Below are 15,567 nucleotides of genomic sequence, written 5' to 3'. Positions count from 1 at the left end.
CCGCACGCTGGGCCGGGGACTTCGGTGCTTTCAGCTTCTCAGTTCGTTCTGTCATGACCATTAGTGTCACTCCTTCAAATAGATCCGCAACCCCTTACACAGACCATCTGACACCCTCCGATGATCTCGGCCGCCTCAATGCCGAGGTCGCCGCTACCCAGCGCGTCGGCGATGACCGGGTAGCGGGCGGGGACCGGCAGGCCCAGCGGCGTGCGTTCCACCGCTGTCTCGCCGAGTTTCAGGCGCCGCTTGGCCTCACGGCCGGAGATGCCGGCGAGCTGGGTGATGAGATCTACCTTGGTGCGGCATCCGTTTCGGTAGGCCAACGAACCGTTCCCGAGGTCGGTTTCGGCCCGCGCACCGATGTCGGCGGTCGACCGTAGTCTGGCCCCATCAACCTTGCGGCCGAGACCTTCGAGCGCCGCAAGCACCGCAACCGCTTCGGAGTCATCCAGATGACCGAACCGCACCCCGTCTAACACTGCCGCCAGAATGGCAGCAGCCTGAGCAATCGCTGCGATCCGGGAACCCTCGAACTCCGGCAGTGCACCAGCTGCGGCCGGCGGGGCTGTAAGGGTCATGGCGACGGTGCCTCCTTCACCCACAATTATACCGCGAATCGCTCTTAAACACGAGAACATCTCATTAATATAGTGAGCAATTATAAGAATTACTTACGCCCCCGTGCTCGGCTTGTCACAGGTGTTGTTACTCGTGGCCGCGTCGACCAGCGGGTTTTCCGGCCTGTTCCTGACGATTGGCTCGATCGGCGCCTTCACCGCCATCTATGTGTTGACCACCGGCCGACGCTCGTGGGCCGTCATTCCCACACGCAAGATTGCGAGTGTCGTTCTGGCCGGGGCGCTCGTCGCGGTCTTCGTCGGTTCGTCGCTGGCACCGGCATCCTTCGACGCGAACCTGGCCAGCACGAGTGCGCAACCGACCGCAACGGCCACCCCTTCCGCGACGCCGAGCCCGACTCCGAGCCCGACGCCGTTGGCATTCACCGTCGAAGCGCCAACCGATCCAGCCACGAGCACACCGGCACCGGATGCCGCGAGCATCGTTCTGGCCGACACGTCAGGGACCGACACCACAGCGGTGGCGTTGCTGGCGACTCTGCCGATCAAGGGCCGCGCGCCCAAGACCGGCTACGACCGCAGCGGCAGCTTCGGCACGGCCTGGCTCGACGTTGACCAAAACGGATGCGACACCCGTAACGACATCCTGGCCCGCGACCTGACCAACATCGCGAAGCAAGGCGGCTGCCGGGTCGTGACCGGCACGCTGACCGGCCCATACACGGGAAAAACGATCAACTTTGTGCGAGGAACGGCGACGTCGTCGCTCGTGCAAATCGACCATGTGGTGGCGCTATCGAATGCTTGGCAGACCGGTGCCCAGCAACTGAGCCAGACCCAGCGAGTGTCGCTCGCGAACGATCCGCTCAATCTGCTGGCCTTGGACGGACGCACGAACTCGAGCAAGGGTGACGGCGACACGGCCACTTGGTTGCCGCCGCTGAAACCGTACCGATGCGCTTACGTGGCACGGCAGATTTCCGTGAAGGCGACCTACGGGCTATGGGTGACGCAGGCCGCGCACGACGCGATGACCCGTATTTTGACGGCTTGCCCCGACGAACGGGCGACGGCATCCATTTTCGCGCCGGCACCCGCTCCCGTTGTCGTCGTCCCCGTGCCGGTTGCCGGGCCTGCGCCCATGGTCGTGGTGCCCGTTCCGGTCGCCGTCGAGCCGGCGCCCGTGGCACCGGTTGCGCCGGCACCCGCCAGCGCTTACTACAAGAACTGTGACGCGGCGCGTGCTGCTGGAGCAGCTCCGGTACACACGGGGGACGACGGGTATGGGCGTCACCTCGACCGGGACGGCGACGGCGTCGGCGTCGGCTGCGAAAGCTAGCTGACCAGACTGGCCGAACCAGCCGTCATGGCGTGCGCAATCCCCAACCATAGAGCGGATGCCGCCCCGCCGGTCTGCCCGGTCGCCTCCGCGTCGACGGCCACCGCGACCGCCCGCTCAGAACCCGCGTCCGCCGGCTTAGAACCCGCGACGCCCCGCGAACAGCGTGTGCAGCAGGGGGACGACCGACGCGATCATTAATACGGTGCCCAGCACCGCGTCATCCGCTCGCAGCAGCACGCCGGCGATGAGCAGCGCAGCGAACAGGAGCGCCGACACGGCTTGCCGCAGGGTGCGCTCGAGGCGGGCGACGCGCTTCTCGAGGCCCGGGCTGGCAACCGCAACGGAGCCGTCTTCGATCCGGGTGATCAATCCGTCGAGGCGCTTGGGCAGGCGAACGGCGATGCCGACCGTCTCCGTCGCCTGCTTCGCGATGTCCTGCACGAAGTTGCCGCTCTCGTCGCGCAGCAGCTGCGCCGCGTACGGCTCGACCGAATCCCAGAGGTTGAACGCGGGATTGAGCGCGCTGGCCACGCCGGAGGTGAGCGACATGGCTCGGATGATGAGCAGAAAGTTCTCGGGCAGCTGGAACGGCAGCGAGCGCACCACGTCGCCGAACTGCACCGCGAATTCGCGGAACTCTCGCGGGTCCACCTCGCGCAACTCGGCGAAACCCATGCCACCAAACCGGGCGAACAGAGTGGTCATGGCCCGTTCGAGCTCGGTCGTCTCGGCCGAAGGCAGGAGCACGCCGACATCGTTCATGGCATTGACCAGGCCGCGCCCATCGCGTGAGGCTGCTGCAATGAGCATTTTGCGCAGCCCGGTGCGCGTACTGGTGGGCACCTCGCCCATCATGCCGAAGTCAATGAAGGTGAGTTTCCAGCCGCGCTCGCTGTCGGCGTCCGGGGTGACGAAGATGTTGCCGGGGTGCGGATCGGCGTGAAAGAAGCCCATCGTGAACATCTGGTCGAACATGACCTCGGCGAAGACCGGAGCCACCTCAGCCGGGTCGATGCCGGCCTTGATCAGGGCGTCGACGTCGGTGATCTTGATCGCCGTGACATCTTCGAGAGTGAGCACCTTGCGGGTGGTTCGTTCCCAGACGACACCGGGAACGCCGACTCGGTCGTCATCGGGAAAGGCCGCTGCGAAACGTTCGGAGCTGCTCGCCTCGTGCAGGTAGTCGATCTCTTCGAGACTCGTCTGTGCGAACTCTTCGACCAGCGCCGGCATGTCGACCCGGTTGGAGACGAGTTTCACATGGCTGAGCCAGCCGCCCACTTTGCGCAGGGCGGCAAGGTCGACGTCGATGATTTCGTCGATTCCCGGGCGCTGTACCTTGATAATGACCCCGTCGAGCCCCGTGTCAGCAGCATCGAGCGCGGTGAGTCGGGCTCGATGCGCTTGCCCGAGGGATGCCGCCGCCACCGGCGTCTCGTCGACCGACGTAAAGGCCCGTTCGAGTGGCATGCCCAGCTCCGCCTCGACAGCAGCGCGAATGGCCGCAAACGATACCGGCGCGACTTCGTCCTGCAGCCCCTCGAGCTCTTTAGTGATCTCGGGCGGCAGCACGTCAAGGCGCGATGACATGAACTGCCCGACCTTGATCATGAGACCGCCGAGGTCGGCCGCGAGCACGTGAAAACCCTTCGCGAAGCGCTGCATCCGCTTGGAGCGTGTGCGCTCGGCGACTGTCACCAGCCCGATGCGAGGCAGGAACAACTCGAACCACCACGTTATGGCGAGATACCAGCTGGCAAAACGCAGAATGCGGCGGTATCGGGCGCGCATGTTGCCCGCGCCCGAATTCGAATCGTAGCTACCTCGACGAGCCAGCGGCACCCGTCAGTCCTGGGCGAGGATCGAGTAGAGCTTGCGACGGGCGTCGTCGAGCACGGTTACAGCCTCTTTTATCTGTTCCGGCGAGCCGGTGCGACCCACCTGAGCAGCAGCCTGGGCGAGTTCGATGCCCGCCTTCGGCAGCGCCGTGTGGCCGTGTGACCCGGTGGAGCTCGTCGCTGCCCACGGGGCGCTCGTGTCGGCGTCAGCGACTGCCGCGCGACCCTCATCGGTGAGCGAGTAGATCTTGCGACCGTTGTTCTCTTCGGCGCTGATCAGGCCCTCATCAGCCAGTAGCTGCAACGTGGGGTAGACCGAGCCGGCGCTGGGCTTCCAGGTGCCGCCGCTGCGCTCTTCGATTTCGTGGATGATCTGGTAGCCGTGCATCGGCTGCTCCGCCAGCAGGGCGAGTACCGCCGTGCGCACCTCGCCGCGACCGGCTCGGGTGGCCGTGCCTGCCTGCTTCTCGAAGCGGGAGCGGAACTGTTCCATGGCCTGCCAGATGCCGTCCATGTTGGCGGCGTTGAACCCGCCGGTGGGGAATGTGTTGCCCATGATTGCCTCCTCGGTATGACGTGCGAACGATATACAGCGATAGGTTCAACGATACCCAGCGATGGCCTCGAGCGTTACCCCACAACGGATGCTCAGGGCTGGCTCCCAGACACCGCCGACCGATCACGGCAACTCTGTGTCAGGCGCCGTTTGCGTGCCGCAGCGCCAGCATCCGCTTGGAGCGTGCGCGTTGGAACAGCAGGAGAAATGCGACGAGGGCCGCGGCACCGACCGCAATCGCGACCTCGCGATCGCCCGCAACGGCGCGAGCCTGCTCCAGCGCCGCCAGGATGCCAGCGGTCACGAACGTGAAGGTCGTGCCGCCTTGCATCACGAGCGGAGCCCGCGGGTAGTGCGTCAGTACGAACACCGGCGCGTGGTACGGCGGGTCGTCGCCCCACCAGCCCGTCCACTCGTCGTCTCACTCGCCACGGCCAGGCCCGCACATATTGCGCCCCATGATGTAGGCGCCCGAGGTCGCGATGGCGGCGATCTCTGCCGCATTCTCATCGGGCCGCTCGAAGCGCCAGCGGGCCAGTCGTTCGCCGCCCTCGCCCAGCGGATGCTCCAGGCTCTGATTCACGCCGGCCGCGTAGCCGTCCTCCGAGACCATCATGTCGCAGGTCACTGTCATATCGTGCGCTCCTCTCTGTGTGGTGCGGAACGCTTATCGCGGCGTTCGCAACCGAATTGCACCCTTGGCGGTTGACGGGTCGACCACGACGCCGCCCTGGGTGATCTGTAATTCGCCGCGGGCGACCATGCGTCGCGCGGCGCGTCGGGCCGGCTCCATCAGGTCGCGCCACTCCTCGCCGCCGATGGCGCGCGCCGCGTCCGACGGACAGATCGTGGCATCCCGTGCGCTTTTGCGCAGCAATGACACGATGGTCGATTCGAGCTGCAGGTCTGTCGTGTTGACCCCGTGTGAGCGGCAGGCTGCCGAGCAGTACTTCACCGAGTCCCAGTTGTGCGCCCACTTCGCACGCCACTCGATGCGTCGCCCACACGACGCGCAGGTCTTATCCGCCCGGTCGGTTACGGGGTCAGCATCGGGACGGTGCCGTTGACGGTGGGCCATGGCCTCTATCTTGCCCGGAGTCCTGCAATCGTGCCACGCGTGTCTCCCGCACCGTGCCCGGCACGGGCGACCTGCGAGAATGGAACCACCATGAAGACCCTTCTCAACATCATCTGGCTCGTGCTGTCAGGCTTCTGGCTGTTCCTCGGCTACATGCTGGCAGCCGCAATCATGTGCATTCTCATCGTGACGATCCCCTGGGGAATCGCCGCGGCACGCATCGGCGTCTACGCGCTCTGGCCGTTCGGCAAGACCGTGGTCGACGCCCCGGGCGCCGGCGCCGCGTCACTGTTCGGCAATGTCGTCTGGGTGATTCTGGCCGGCTGGTGGATCGCCCTCGAGCACCTGCTCTCCGGCATCGCCCTCTGCGTGACGATCATCGGCATCCCGTTCGGCATCGCCAACTTCAAGCTGATTCCGGTCGCGCTCATGCCGCTCGGCAAGCAGATCGTCGACACGCCCTAACAAAGCGGATGCCGCCTGCTCCGTCGCCAAATCACGCCGGAGCCGGCGAACAACCGGAAGTCAGCGCAGCGAAAACGCACCCGCCAGCCGGGCCAGGGCGGCCTCCCCCACGATCGGAATTCCGTAGTCGCGGGCTTTGCGCGCCTTGCCCGAGAGCGAGTCCGGGTCGGCGGCCACGAGCAGCGTCACTTTTTTGGTCACCGCACATTTCGGCGCGAAGCCGCGGGCCAGCAACTCTGACTCCCAGTCTCTTTACGGCCCGGCGCATAGAACCGCGCTAGTCCCCTGTGTCGAAACGACTCGATCACAGCGTCAGCGTATTGTCACGCTATACGCATAGCAAGACCGTACAGAAGCGATCCAGCCTGTCAGTTCAGGAGATCAGCGCACTGCGATTCGCTCCCCCACTTTGGGCTCCCGCTCTGCACTATCGGCCTGCTGGTGCAAAAGCCCCGGACATCAGGTCAATCTCGCCCTCGGCGATGCCCAGACGGCGCGCTTCGGCTGCCCACCCCGAGACCGCGTGGGCTACGTCCGCGAGTATGGTCTTGGGGCTCTGGACTCGAAAATACGGTGCTACTTCAAGAAGAGTGTCGGTGTTCGCGGCGTATGTGTCAAAGTCGATGGCTGTCGACAAATGTTTCGGTCCCGGTGTTGGGTTGGGATTGAGATCGAAAACCGGCGACAAATTCCAACTGCCTTGGGAGTCGGAGCGCAAAAATCCATGATTGCGCAGATGGTCGTCGGTGTTCGAAATAAGGATGGAGAATGCAATCCTCCGCCAGAGTTCAATGAGCTCAGTCGTGGCCGACGATGATGACCGCTCGATGACTTCTGCGATTTCCAGATAGCTGCGCCGCTCGCCGTCGACCGCTTCGAGCATGGTCATGGCGCTCGCGTACCCGATTCGGCGTAAGCCCTGCCGATCGAACCGATTGAGGAGAAGGACATTGCGACCGGCCACCGTCATCAACTCGTTGGACGGTGTGCGGATACCGGCGCGGGAGGCGAGCGTGAGGGATAGGTGCTCCCAAGCCATGACATCCCATTCGTCACTGCCCACACGCGGAAATTTTGCTATTAACAGCTCGCCTCGACCGTTTACCACGGCCGCCTTGGGGCGTGCACCTCCGATCGAGCTCCCGGCTCCCAGCAGCAAGCGCAATGCTTCGTCATCTGGATTTTCGCTTTCCACGGATTCGACGGCACGAAGGAGCTGCGACAGGTCAACGAGATGCGGCACACTTTCGGCCGCTTCTGCCTGCCACTCATCGATGCCAGGAATGCGGAACCGAATAGCTCCTTGGCGTAGGTCATCCCTGACTCCGAGGGTGAAGTCGAGTTCGCCGAAGCTGCGCTCGCTAACACCACTTCGGGAAGCGCGACGGCGTTCAGACCGTTCGAGGAGCCTGCGTCCCCACCGGTCAGGGGCGCAGTCGGTGAATGCGCCGAACAGGTGGTGGCCATCCGCTGTACTGAACGCACCGGAAGACAGTGGAAGGGCAGGGTCCACAGCGTAGGCAGCAGGCCGTGCCAGATACTCAGGCGCGTAGGTAAACGTGGCGCTCTCAGAGCCACGCCGACGATGGGAGTAGACGGTTCCGGCGCGCACGTCTACGCCGCCCAGCTGCACCCAGACTTCGGCGTCAGGCATCCGACACGGACTTCGGCGTGCTCTGCCGCACTCGCTGCGGCAGAATCTCTTCGGACCGGAGCCGGCCCACATCGCTGCGGTAAGGGTCGGCGCTGTTGACGACTGTGTCCATGATTCCGAGGGCTCGGAACACGCGCAGCGCGGTCTCGAGGCTGACGCCGCCGGTACCGGACTCCAATTTTGCGAGGGTGCTGCGGCTTATGTCGGCGCGATCTGCGACTTGCTCCATGGTCAATCCCAAAAGCTTGCGCCAGGTTTGAGTGTCTTTTCCGAGTTCGCGGATGGCTCGCCGAACAGGAATCGGTGTCATTCGTTTTTCAGCCATAACAGTCATCCCCTCATATGACCAGTATTCTACACATTGGGAAAGATAATGTAGAGAATACGAGTCATTAAGTGGTCAGAATCATCGATGGTCACACTATGCAATCTCCTCACCCCGGCCTGCGCTTTGAGAACCAGCTCGGGAGGTGAGTCTGGCCGAGGCCGTACGGCGCTTTATAGTGCCCCGCGGTCAGCAGATTCCAGTCAGCGATCAGCGCAGCGGAAACGCACCCGCCAGTCGGGCCAGGGCGGCCTCCCCCACGATCGGAATTCCGTAGTCGCGGGCCTTGCGCGCCTTGCCCGACAGCGAGTCCGGGTCGGCGGCCACGAGCAGTGTGACCTTTTTGGTCACCGCACTTTTCGGCGCGAAGCCGCGGGCCAGCAACTCCGACTCCCAGTCGCTGCGGGGTCGGGTCATCTCGCCGGTCAGCACCACGAGGTCGCCGAGGTGCAGTTCGAAGTGTGTACTCGTCACGGTGACGACTGCCGTTTCCGGCTGGTCGAGCGCGGCGTCGAGCGCATCCGCTGAAATGTCGAGCAGGTTGGCGACGTCGACGAGGTCACCCATCTCATCCGTGGTGAGCACGCCATCGGCCCAGGCGATGCGGGCGAGCGCAGCGAAATACTCCCCGTGCAACAGCTCGCACCGGTGACGGCTGAGGCCGAGCTCCTCGGCGAGCTGCACGAGCGCCTGCGCTTCGTGCGCCGAGAGCTTTCGGTCCAGCAGGCAGCGATCGAGCAGGGCGAGGTAGTCCTGGTGTTCGGCCGGTCCGGTGATTTCGGGCAGCCGCACACTGATTCGTTCCAGAAAAGCGGATGCCGTCTGCTCCGTCGCGAAATCCGGCCGCGGGTACCACGGGCGCTCCGGCAACGACAGGGTCGGCCAACGGTAGGCGGCGGCACGGTGAAGGGCGTCGGCCCACAGGATCGGATCGGCAGCACCAATGATGTAGTTACTGAGTAATCGCGCGGTGGCGTAGGTATCAACCGAGGCTCGGTGGGCACCGGTGAGATCGATGTCGTAGGCGGCGCAGCAGTCGGCGAGCGACCGGCCGGTGCCGGGTAGAAAGTCGCGGGCGAGGTGCAGAGGCAGATTACCGGAACGGTAATCAGGTATCCGGCGCGGCCAAGTTCCGCGAGGAGAAAGCGGGCGTCGAAGGCGGCGTTGTGGGCCACGATAACGCGGCCGTCGAGCAGCACACCACGAGCTACTCGTACACGTCCCGACGATGGCCGACGGTGACCACGACCACCACAAGGACGTCGTTGCGGACGGTGTACAGAATCCGATAACTGCCCACCCGCACCCGATAGCCGTCCCGCCCTTGCAGCGCTCTCGCCCCGGGCGGGCGAGGGTCTTCGCCCAGCAGGGCGATGGCGCCTTGTACCCGACCACGATCCTGCGGATCAATGCGACGCAAAGCTTTGACCGCTGCCGAACGCAATTCGATCCGGTATTTGCTCACATCCAGCCGAGATCCGCTTTGACCTGCTCCCAGGGAATGTTGTCGCCTTCATCGGCCATGGCCATATCAAAAGCCGCGACGTCCTCAGCATCCTCAAGCGCTTCCTGCATGCGCGCGTACTGCTCGGGGCTCACCAGCACAGCAGCGACTTTTCCGCGACGCTCCAAGAAAACGGCCTCTGAGCTGGCCTGGGCAATCAACTCGGGTAGGCGCGCCCTGGCGTCGGTGACGCTTGACTTCGACATGCCTCAAATGTACATCAGCGTGATGGGGATGTACATGTGCAGTGCAGATCTGCAGCCGGGCGCACGGTGCTCCGTCGGGTGGCCACGAACTCAGGTTCTGGTTCGCCCTCATAGCCATCCGGCTGCTGCGGATGACGTCTGCCGGATGATGGGTGGGAGATGGTGGGCGCCGGTCAAGCCGAGGGGGCGCGCCAAAGGCCCTGGATCGGTCATGGCGAGCCTCCCGTTCGCGGCGATCGCCGTCTCTCGGGCGACCACTCGACCAGCCCTAGCAGCTAGGGCCCCGAGCGTTGCTAGGGCTTCTCGACCTTTTTGCCCCTCGCCGGCTTCGGCGATGTCTCAGCCGGTCGGATGGGCGCCTCCGGGGCCGGAATCATGGAGCTGTACCGCTCTTCGTCGTCGAACATGCGCTTGGTCTTGCCGCGCACGTCTTTCACGTAGCGACCCATGGACGCGCTCATGTTCGAGACCGCGTCGGCGCTGGCCGTGAAGGTCATGGAACTGCCCGCGTCAAAGCCCAGGTTCTCACCGGACAGCACGGCGTCTTGGTTGGCCCCGAGAAACATGAAATCCCAGCTGTACTGCTCCTTCTGACGCGTGACCAGAGTGCGCACTGCGTCGAGACTGAACTCGCGGCTTGAGTTCTCAGCCCCGTCGGTGACGACCACGACCTGCACGGTTTCGGGGCGGGCGTGCTCGGGCAGCGCGGCCAGAACCCGACCGAAAGCGGTGACCGACTGACCGATGGCGTCGAAGAGCGCTGTGGCGCCACGGGGCTCGAGCGAGATCGTGACGTTCATCGGGTCGGCCAACGAGCACTGCGTTTCAATCTCCGTGTCGAATGTGACGATGTCAACGGTGAGCAGGCCGGGCTCGGCCGCCTGCTCGGCGAGCATCGCGGTGAGGCCGCCCACCATGTCATCGCGGATGCCCGTCATCGAGCCACTGCGATCGATGACCAGCAGCATGGCGGTGTAGTTCGGATCAGTCATGGTGTTCCCCCTCAAAAGTTGTTCCCGGCGGGAACAAGATGAGTGTCGCACGAGCCACCGACATGGCTCCATGCACAGCGCAGCACAGCAGTGCGGCGGGGCTCGCGCGATAGCAAACTCCGACGCGGTGAATCGATGTCGTTCTGCGATCAGCGCAGCGGAAACGCACCCGCCAACCGCGCCAGGGCCGCCTCCCCCACGATCGGAATCCCGTAGTCGCGGGCCTTCCTCGCCTTGCTCGAGAGCGAGTCCGGGTCGGCGGCGACGAGCAGCGTGACCTTCTTGGTCACGGCACTCGTCGGAGCGAAGCCGCGGGCCAGCAACTCCGATTCCCAGTCGCTGCGCGGCCGCATCATCTCGCCGGTCAGCACCACGAGATCGCCCAGGTGCAGCTCGAAGTGCGCGCTGGCCAACACCACGACCGCCGGCTCCGGATGGTCAAGGGCGGCATCGAGGGCATCCGCTGAAATGTCGAGCAGGTTGGCTACGTCGACGAGGTCGGCGATCTCATCCGTTGTGAGTACACCGTCGGCCCAGGCGATGCGGGCGAGCGCGGCGAAATACTCGCCGTGCAGCTGGTGGCAGCGGTGGCGGCTGAGGCCGAGCTCCTCGGCGAGCTGCACGAGCGCCTGCGCTTCGTGCGCCGAGAGCTTTCGATCTAGCAGGCAGCGGTCGAGCAGGGCCAGGTAGTCCTGGTGTTCAGCCGGCCCTGAAATTTCGGGCAGTCGCACGCTGATGCGTTCCAGAAAAGCGGATGCCGTTTGCTCGGTCGGGAATTCCGGCCGCGCGTACCATGGGCGCCGGCACCGACACGGTCGGCCAGACGGAAGATTCCAGTCCTAACCGGGTATTGTGATGTCCTCAGCGGCGGAATTCTGCGCTAACTGGGATTGGATTGGAGGCGCACCTTGGCCAGCGAATCAGTACACGAGTATGAATCCGCGATGCAACTCTGGGGCTTGGATGTCGCCGACTACCTAGTTGGCCATTCCGACGACATTCAAGTAAATTCCTTCATGGTGGGTTGGGAAGTCGTCTCGAAATCAACGACTGAGGCAACACTCAGATACATTCCTTCCAGAGGTGGCATCGAATGGCACAAGAACCTTGATGTCGCGCGTGCGCTTGAGAATATGCCGAGTTGGCCGCGCACTAAATCGTCAATTCATGCACTTCTCACGGAATACGGAGCGTCGCCCGTCTTGGTCGACGGCTTATCGACCGAAATCGCTACCGCCCTAGTTCTTGCTTTGCCCCTTGCCGATCGATATGACGGAAACAAACGATCAGTATGTGTCGACACCCATCGCCTTAGTTCCAGAGTGAAGGAATCTGCCTACTTCTTGGGGTCGTCCCAGCGGAATTCGACGCGGTGGATCCTTCCGCTATCGGCAGCCATGGACAGTGCAATCGACCTGGGGGGTGACGCATGGTTGACGCCACTTTCTCCGGAGGACCTTGCGTGGTCACTCAACTTAGGCATACTCACGCCTCCGAACCTAAATGAGTTCAAGGTCACTGAATCTCAATTTCAGTACATGGCTTTGGAAGTCTTTCAGAATGGCACGCGGGATGGCAATTACATCGAGCGCTACGAATCGTGGCTCAGGTGCGCGCTCGTGTTGTCCACGTCACAGCTTGTATCTCCGGCGGGGGTTTTCGAAGCTCTCCGACTCTCAGCGCCGCCTGCAGGATCGCTAAGCGAATCGCATCACGTGAAACTTTCTCGCTCGCCGCTTCCTTGGACACAAATGGAGGTCGCTGATTTCGTCACTGCCTGGGCTGCAGTTCGGAAAGCGCCGAAATCCATCGAACTCGCACTTCGACGACTAAGCCGGGTACCACTGCGAAGCGCAGACGATGATCTGATAATTGATCTCATGATTGCAGCCGAGGCGCTGTTTCTCACTGAGTCTGGCACAAGTGAGCTGTCATATCGGCTGTCGATACGGGCCGGCCTGTGGTTGGATTCGACTTCGCTCAAGTGCCGAGTCGAAACAAAGAATCTATTCGCGACGGCTTATAGAGCGAGGAGCATTGTCGCGCATGGCGGTACGCCGAGTCAAAAAGATCTCAGGTGCGGCGGGTTGGAGATGACGCTCAGGGAGATTAATGATCGAGTACTCCGTGTGTTGAAGCTGTCTTGCTGGAAATCCTTAGAGGCATCAGCGCAAGGCAACTGGCCTCCAAACTGGGATGAGCTCATCTTTCGAGACGCCCCAGCAGCATCCCCAGCCGGGTTGCCAGGCTGACCTCCCCGAGACGGTCCTCAACGCGCAGAGCGGGTGATGAGGGTTGCATATTCCGGCCACCTTCGGTTCCTTCCGCTTGGTCCGTTCGTCTCCGCGCAGCCCCCATAGCCGTGCTCTCGGTGCACCAAGAGCGTACGGTGCCTCCAGGGCTATTTGTGAAGAAGTCTGCGCGAATTTACTGACTCTGAAGCGCCGTTCAGAACGATCAGCGCAGCGGAAACGCACCCGCCAACCGCGCCAGAGCGGCCTCCCCCACGATCGGAATTCCGTAGTCGCGAGCTTTGCGCGCCTTGCCCGAGAGTGAGTCCGGGTCGGCGGCCACGAGCAGCGTCACCTTTTTGGTCACCGCACTTTTCGGCGCGAAGCCGCGGGCCAGCAACTCTGACTCCCAGTCGCTGCGGGGTCGGGTCATCTCGCCGGTCAGCACCACGAGGTCGCCGAGGTGTAGTTCGAAGTGTGTACTCGTCACGGTGACGACTGCCGTTTCCGGCTGGTCGAGCGCGGCGTCGAGCGCATCCGCTGAGATCTCGAGCAGGTTGGCGACGTCGACGAGGTCACCCATCTCATCCGTGGTGAGCACGCCGTCGGCCCAGGCGATGCGGGCGAGCGCAGCGAAATACTCCCCGTGCAACAGCTCGCAGCGGTGGCGGCTGAGGCCGAGCTCCTCGGCGAGCTGCACGAGCGCCTGCGCTTCGTGCGCCGAGAGCTTTCGGTCCAGCAGGCAGCGATCGAGCAGGGCGAGGTAGTCCTGGTGTTCGGCCGGTCCGGTGATTTCGGGCAGCCGCACACTGATTCGTTCCAGAAAAGCGGATGCCGTCTGCTCCGTCGCGAAATCCGGCCGCGGGTACCACGGGTCTGGCCAGTAGTGGAACGGTGATTGGCGCTAAAGGTTGAGGTTGCGGTAGATCGTCGATCGTGAGCTGCCGAGGGTATTCGCGATTTGGGATTTCGCCGCGTTGTTGTCGGGCTTTGGCTGCCGCGAGAGTGTTGGGCGCCCACCGACCGCGGTCGTGGGCTCCGGCCTAGGTGAGCCAACAGGGGTATGCGCGAATGATGCCACGTTCAAGGTCGACGAACGCTGCCGTCATTGTGAGAGGGTGTCAGATGGTCTGTGTAGCAATGGAACGGAAACGTGCGCTAACAACAACTGCGCCGACCCGGAACCTCTTAGCGTGTTATTTATTCCGTTTCGTGAGCTGACCCCTACATCTGCACCAACGGCACCTCCTACGACCGCCCCTACCTCATCCCTGGAGACTCGTTCGTGGAGCGGCGGGAGATCGACGAGGCCGCCGCCGCATACGAAGAGGAGTTGAACTCATAAGCACCCTCGCCCGTCGCCCGGACCTTGGGGTCGCAGTTCCTCCCCTCAACCGGCGGATCCCCGCGACCGACCGCTGAAACTGCGCCTTACCGTACTCTGAGCTCCGTTTTCTCAAACGCCCCTACTCAGACCCCTACTTCCGGCGATACCGAAGTGGCTCCGCACCGAGGTGCCAGCATGAATGGGGCCTGGCTGTGACGGCCAGGAAAGCGCTACGCGGTCAGCCAGACCGCTTCTTGCCTAATCCGGGTGAAGCGAGATGCCGATTTGACTGCACAGGTCGATCGGGGAACCCGGGCCTGTAAGTGCGGTTGCGTCCAGCGTAGTGCCGTTCTCGATACCGTCCCTCATAGCGGTGTAGGCGCCAACGATTGATCTGCCCAAATCAGTGGGCGTCCGTTCGCCGAGCTCCTTGTAGGAATTTAGTACATCCTCGAGCGCGGGAAAATCTTTGGCGGCAATTGCGTCCTGTCCTGCCCCATTGAATTGAATGAGTTCTCTACACGTCTTCGAATCCACCTCGCCAAGGTTTGCGCTTGCGCAGCCGGATAGCGTCAACAACGACCCGGCGACGACCGCCGTAACAAATCCCCGATTAACTCGTTTCATTCTGGTCCATCCTCCGGTCACAGCGCGACAAAGATCCTTAATTCCTGAGCAGCTGAGTCGTCCGCAAAATTAACCGCAAGAGCCAACCGAGTATCGCCCCGACCGCTCCAGTAAGTGCAGTGGCGACTCCGCCGAGCAGGAAGAAACCGATTGCTGGAATCAGATTTCCTCCGCCGGAGGTCCACTGATTGAACGGCCAAGGGTATGTGCCTCCGGCGAAGGCGACGACTACGCCCCAAATGCCGACGACACCCCAGAAGAGGAAACCGACTGCCGCGAAAATGTTGAAGGACCACTGCGGTAGCTCGTTGAATTTTCGCGAGATCATGCGTCAAATGTATCGGGGTCTGAGGAGGATCGGTACGGAAATTCACGTTTAGGGCGCACCGGTGCGGGTTCCGGCTTTGGACGGTGAAGTTTTTCGAATCTAAACGTCGGTGTCGCCGGCGCGGTGGATCGCGCGGTAGACCGTAGACCTCCCGACGCTGAAGAGTTCAGCGATCTGCGCGGTGGTGTGTTCACCTCTCTGGTGGACCTCGATCAGATGCTTCTCCTGCGCTTTGGACAGTTAGGGCTGCTTACCGCGCAGACGACCCGCCGCTTTGGCGACCTGCATCCCTCGCGAGTGCGTGCTCGGATGAGGTCGGCCTCGAATTCTGCGACCATCGCGAGCACGTTGGGGTCTGGCCAGTAGTGGAACGGTGATTGGCGCTAAAGGTTGCGGTTGCGGTAGATCGTCGATCGTGAGCTGCCGAGGGTATTCGCGATTTGGGATTTCGCCGCGTTGTTGTCGGGCTTTGGCTGCCGCGAGAGTGTTGGGCGCCCACCGACCGCGGTCGTG

Annotated in this window: 20 protein-coding genes and 1 pseudogene; 3 read left to right on the top strand and 18 right to left on the bottom strand. The window is 63.2% G+C overall.

What is annotated here, in order from left to right:
- Window positions 1-74 precede the first annotated feature (74 nt).
- Window positions 75-581, bottom strand: a complete 507-nt coding sequence (locus E3T46_RS03355) for a hypothetical protein (protein WP_134577459.1) — start codon at window positions 579-581, stop codon at window positions 75-77.
- A 103-nt stretch (window positions 582-684) separates the two neighbouring features.
- Between E3T46_RS03355 and E3T46_RS03350 the strand changes: the two genes are divergently transcribed.
- Complete coding sequence (locus E3T46_RS03350; protein WP_241980434.1) at window positions 685-1,920, top strand: DUF1524 domain-containing protein; 1,236 nt, start codon at window positions 685-687, stop codon at window positions 1,918-1,920.
- A gap of 138 nt (window positions 1,921-2,058) precedes the next feature.
- Here the strand turns inward: E3T46_RS03350 and E3T46_RS03345 are convergent, their stop codons facing one another.
- The 5 genes from E3T46_RS03345 to E3T46_RS03325 all read right to left on the bottom strand — a co-directional run bounded on the left by E3T46_RS03345 (window position 2,059) and on the right by E3T46_RS03325 (window position 5,395).
- Entirely contained in the window at window positions 2,059-3,714 is a 1,656-nt protein-coding gene (locus tag E3T46_RS03345) for an AarF/UbiB family protein (RefSeq protein WP_134577458.1), read from the bottom strand.
- Window positions 3,715-3,768: 54 nt separating this feature from the next.
- Window positions 3,769-4,317: a PadR family transcriptional regulator gene (locus E3T46_RS03340; protein WP_134473255.1), complete on the bottom strand. Its 549-nt coding sequence runs from the start codon at window positions 4,315-4,317 to the stop codon at window positions 3,769-3,771.
- A 139-nt stretch (window positions 4,318-4,456) separates the two neighbouring features.
- Window positions 4,457-4,687 (bottom strand): hypothetical protein, encoded by a 231-nt coding sequence (locus E3T46_RS18800; RefSeq protein ID WP_134577457.1) that lies wholly within the window; start codon window positions 4,685-4,687, stop codon window positions 4,457-4,459.
- Between the two features lie 51 nt (window positions 4,688-4,738).
- A complete protein-coding gene (locus tag E3T46_RS18795; protein WP_134577456.1) occupies window positions 4,739-4,951 on the bottom strand; it encodes a hypothetical protein in 213 nt (70 codons plus the stop codon).
- A gap of 33 nt (window positions 4,952-4,984) precedes the next feature.
- On the bottom strand, window positions 4,985-5,395 hold the full coding sequence (locus tag E3T46_RS03325) for a DUF2256 and DUF3253 domain-containing protein (protein ID WP_134577455.1): 411 nt from the start codon (window positions 5,393-5,395) through the stop codon (window positions 4,985-4,987).
- Between the two features lie 90 nt (window positions 5,396-5,485).
- Between E3T46_RS03325 and E3T46_RS03320 the strand changes: the two genes are divergently transcribed.
- Window positions 5,486-5,860, top strand: a complete 375-nt coding sequence (locus E3T46_RS03320) for a YccF domain-containing protein (RefSeq protein WP_104133257.1) — start codon at window positions 5,486-5,488, stop codon at window positions 5,858-5,860.
- A gap of 60 nt (window positions 5,861-5,920) precedes the next feature.
- On the opposite strand, the gene E3T46_RS03315 is transcribed toward E3T46_RS03320, so the two are convergent.
- The 8 genes from E3T46_RS03315 to E3T46_RS03280 all read right to left on the bottom strand — a co-directional run bounded on the left by E3T46_RS03315 (window position 5,921) and on the right by E3T46_RS03280 (window position 11,272).
- Window positions 5,921-6,061 (bottom strand): hypothetical protein, encoded by a 141-nt coding sequence (locus E3T46_RS03315; protein ID WP_241980433.1) that lies wholly within the window; start codon window positions 6,059-6,061, stop codon window positions 5,921-5,923.
- Window positions 6,062-6,287: 226 nt separating this feature from the next.
- On the bottom strand, window positions 6,288-7,472 hold the full coding sequence (locus tag E3T46_RS03310) for a HipA domain-containing protein (protein WP_241980432.1): 1,185 nt from the start codon (window positions 7,470-7,472) through the stop codon (window positions 6,288-6,290).
- A gap of 34 nt (window positions 7,473-7,506) precedes the next feature.
- Window positions 7,507-7,839, bottom strand: coding sequence for a helix-turn-helix domain-containing protein (locus E3T46_RS03305; RefSeq protein ID WP_134443601.1), 333 nt, complete (start codon window positions 7,837-7,839; stop codon window positions 7,507-7,509).
- Between the two features lie 210 nt (window positions 7,840-8,049).
- On the bottom strand, window positions 8,050-8,709 hold the full coding sequence (locus E3T46_RS03300; RefSeq protein ID WP_134577453.1) for a hypothetical protein: 660 nt from the start codon (window positions 8,707-8,709) through the stop codon (window positions 8,050-8,052).
- A gap of 337 nt (window positions 8,710-9,046) precedes the next feature.
- Window positions 9,047-9,304 (bottom strand): type II toxin-antitoxin system RelE/ParE family toxin, encoded by a 258-nt coding sequence (locus E3T46_RS03295; RefSeq protein WP_134577452.1) that lies wholly within the window; start codon window positions 9,302-9,304, stop codon window positions 9,047-9,049.
- Window positions 9,301-9,549 (bottom strand): type II toxin-antitoxin system Phd/YefM family antitoxin, encoded by a 249-nt coding sequence (locus E3T46_RS03290; RefSeq protein WP_134577451.1) that lies wholly within the window; start codon window positions 9,547-9,549, stop codon window positions 9,301-9,303. Before E3T46_RS03290 ends, E3T46_RS03295 begins: the two co-directional genes overlap by 4 nt.
- Window positions 9,550-9,842: 293 nt before the next feature.
- Window positions 9,843-10,541: a vWA domain-containing protein gene (locus E3T46_RS03285; protein WP_134577450.1), complete on the bottom strand. Its 699-nt coding sequence runs from the start codon at window positions 10,539-10,541 to the stop codon at window positions 9,843-9,845.
- Between the two features lie 149 nt (window positions 10,542-10,690).
- Entirely contained in the window at window positions 10,691-11,272 is a 582-nt protein-coding gene (locus E3T46_RS03280) for a hypothetical protein (RefSeq protein WP_134577449.1), read from the bottom strand.
- Window positions 11,273-11,449: 177 nt separating this feature from the next.
- Between E3T46_RS03280 and E3T46_RS03275 the strand changes: the two genes are divergently transcribed.
- Entirely contained in the window at window positions 11,450-12,793 is a 1,344-nt protein-coding gene (locus E3T46_RS03275) for a HEPN domain-containing protein (protein WP_134577448.1), read from the top strand.
- A 205-nt stretch (window positions 12,794-12,998) separates the two neighbouring features.
- Here E3T46_RS03275 and E3T46_RS03270 read toward each other — a convergent pair whose 3' ends face one another.
- The 4 genes and pseudogenes from E3T46_RS03270 to E3T46_RS03255 all read right to left on the bottom strand — a co-directional run.
- Window positions 12,999-13,580 carry a hypothetical protein gene (locus tag E3T46_RS03270; RefSeq protein ID WP_134577447.1) on the bottom strand — a complete coding sequence of 194 codons (582 nt, stop codon included), beginning with the start codon at window positions 13,578-13,580 and terminating at the stop codon, window positions 12,999-13,001.
- 777 nt (window positions 13,581-14,357) lie between these two features.
- Complete coding sequence (locus tag E3T46_RS03265) at window positions 14,358-14,726, bottom strand: hypothetical protein (protein WP_134577446.1); 369 nt, start codon at window positions 14,724-14,726, stop codon at window positions 14,358-14,360.
- A gap of 37 nt (window positions 14,727-14,763) precedes the next feature.
- On the bottom strand, window positions 14,764-15,054 hold the full coding sequence (locus E3T46_RS03260; protein WP_134577445.1) for a hypothetical protein: 291 nt from the start codon (window positions 15,052-15,054) through the stop codon (window positions 14,764-14,766).
- Between the two features lie 99 nt (window positions 15,055-15,153).
- Window positions 15,154-15,404, bottom strand: a pseudogene (locus tag E3T46_RS03255) (helix-turn-helix domain-containing protein); the annotation flags it as partial.
- Between the last annotated feature and the right edge of the window lie 163 nt (window positions 15,405-15,567).

The organism is Cryobacterium sp. Hh11, from assembly GCF_004404045.1.
GTDB lineage: Bacteria > Actinomycetota > Actinomycetes > Actinomycetales > Microbacteriaceae > Cryobacterium > Cryobacterium levicorallinum.
The sequence above is the reverse complement of the archived record's forward strand: the minus strand, read 5'-3'. Positions and strand labels throughout refer to the sequence as shown.